This is a genomic window from Pyxidicoccus fallax (assembly GCF_012933655.1).
GTDB classification, from domain to species: domain Bacteria; phylum Myxococcota; class Myxococcia; order Myxococcales; family Myxococcaceae; genus Myxococcus; species Myxococcus fallax.
This window is the reverse complement of the sequence record NZ_JABBJJ010000685.1, coordinates 1-1,716: the sequence shown is the minus strand read 5'-3', so window position 1 is coordinate 1,716 and position 1,716 is coordinate 1. Positions and strand designations below refer to the sequence as shown.

The 1,716-nt window shown below is 73.8% G+C and carries 3 protein-coding genes; all 3 read right to left on the bottom strand.

The genetic code is table 11. The features are described 5' to 3' along the window. On the bottom strand, positions 1–250 hold a 250-nt coding region (locus HG543_RS53485), incomplete at its 3' end, for a PilW family protein (RefSeq protein WP_169352653.1). Beyond that, complete coding sequence (locus tag HG543_RS53480; RefSeq protein WP_169352652.1) at positions 250–846, bottom strand: type IV pilus modification PilV family protein; 597 nt, start codon at positions 844–846, stop codon at positions 250–252. The genes HG543_RS53480 and HG543_RS53485, both read right to left, overlap by 1 nt. 5 nt (positions 847–851) lie before the next feature. Further along, the gene (locus HG543_RS53475; RefSeq protein ID WP_169352651.1) at positions 852–1,619 is read right to left on the bottom strand and encodes a pilus assembly FimT family protein; all 768 of its coding nucleotides are present in this window, start codon (positions 1,617–1,619) and stop codon (positions 852–854) included. Between the last annotated feature and the right edge of the window lie 97 nt (positions 1,620–1,716).

The window sequence follows — 1,716 nt, the reverse complement described above, 5'->3', positions numbered from 1 at the left end:
TAGCCAGCGCCCACCCTGGCGGCAGGCCGAAGGCATGCGCGGGCTCCAGGCCGTAGCCCGCCATGCGCAGCTGCCGCGTCAGGTCATGCAGTGCCTGCCGCATGCCGGCCTGCCCGCCGCGAATGCCCTCCTGCGTGTAGACATTCCGGGTGAGGGCGATGAAGGCCGCGGCCACCGTCGTCACGGTGAGCATGGCCACCGCCGTGCCCATCAGCATCTCGATCAACGTGAAGCCCCGCCGAGCGCGCATCACTGCCCTCCCCCGATACCCGTGAGCGCCACCGGGTTGAACTTGACGGCCTGGCTGCTGATGCGGCGCCCCGTGGCACCCTCGTGCCACGTCACCAGCACCCAGACGACCTTCCGCGCGCCGGAGTGCGCCTGGCCCGGAGACACCGGGAGCCCGTTCGCGTCCACCTCCTGGACGATGAAGTAGCGCCGGTACCGGTCCCACGCGCCGCTGCCCACGGGGAAGTCCGCCTCCGTCAGGCCCGCCCACGGACGGGAGCGCAGCTGCGCCTCGCCATGGAGGCAGGCGACGTAGGAGGCATGGCCGGGCGCGCTCGGGTCCAGCAGCAGGCCGGCCGCGTCCGTGGGGTCCTCCGCGCAGGGCGAGCCGGAGGGCACCAGCCGCGGGTCGTCGTACGCCCAGAGCTGCACCTGCGCCACCAGGTCCGTCGCCACGGCCACGGCATTCACGTGACGGCGGGTGATGGCGGAGGCCGTGCGCGCCTGGATGATGGCGCCCAGCAGCCCGGCCATGCCGAGCAGGAAGACGATGGAGGCGATCAGCGCCTCGATGAGCGTGAAGCCGGCGGCGCGCCGGCGCGGAGACATGCGGGCCATGGCGTTCACGGGTTGCGCGTGAAGGCGCGGAAAAGGCCGGTGTCCAGCAGCACCAGGGCGCGCACGTCGGCGCCGGCCTCGTGTCCGCCAAAGACGATGGAGCCCGCGCCGCGCGCGTCCTCGCGCCCGAGCGCGTCGAGCAGCGCCACGCGCCCGTCCGGCTCGAAGAGGATGGCGCCGCGCACCGTGCCCCCGGACGCCGAGCAGAAGGTGCAGGGCGCGTTATCGGGCACCTGGCAGAACGGCGGCGGGAAGGCCCAGGAGCCCTCCTCCGTCCCCGAGGACAGCTCCACCGAGGGCGTGCGCGGGTCCATGCAGCCCGGCTGGATGGGCGGGCTCGCCAGCGAGCGGAAGCCCGAGGGCGCCAGGCGCACCCCGTCTCCGAACTGCCCCGTGGCCAGCACGCGGAAGGCGGAGCCGGACGGCGCCGGCAGCGGCGGCAGCAGCTCCTCCGGCGTGCGCCACGACGGCCGCGCCGTCATGGCCTCGTCGAGGAGGAACCACGGGTCCACCACCGTCCAGTGACGCACGCGCGCGTCGAGCGTGGTGGAGCCCTCGGCGGTGTCGATGAGCACCGCGGTGCGCACGCCGCGCCCCAGGCTGTGCGCGCGAGCGGCGGACAGCGCCGCGTTCAGCTCCAGCACCCCGCCGGACATCCGCGCCTGCGCGGGCAGCACGCCCAGCGCCATGACGGACAGGGTGAGGAGAATGGACAGGATGGCGACGACGACCGCCACCTCGATGAGTGTGAAACCCCCACGGCGACTTCGCATCGGCACTCCGCAACGGCTGGACAGCCGCGGAACCGCTGCGGGAGACAGGAACCTGCTTCGAGCACGTCGCCCCGACGCCCCGCCCAGCCCCCCGAGC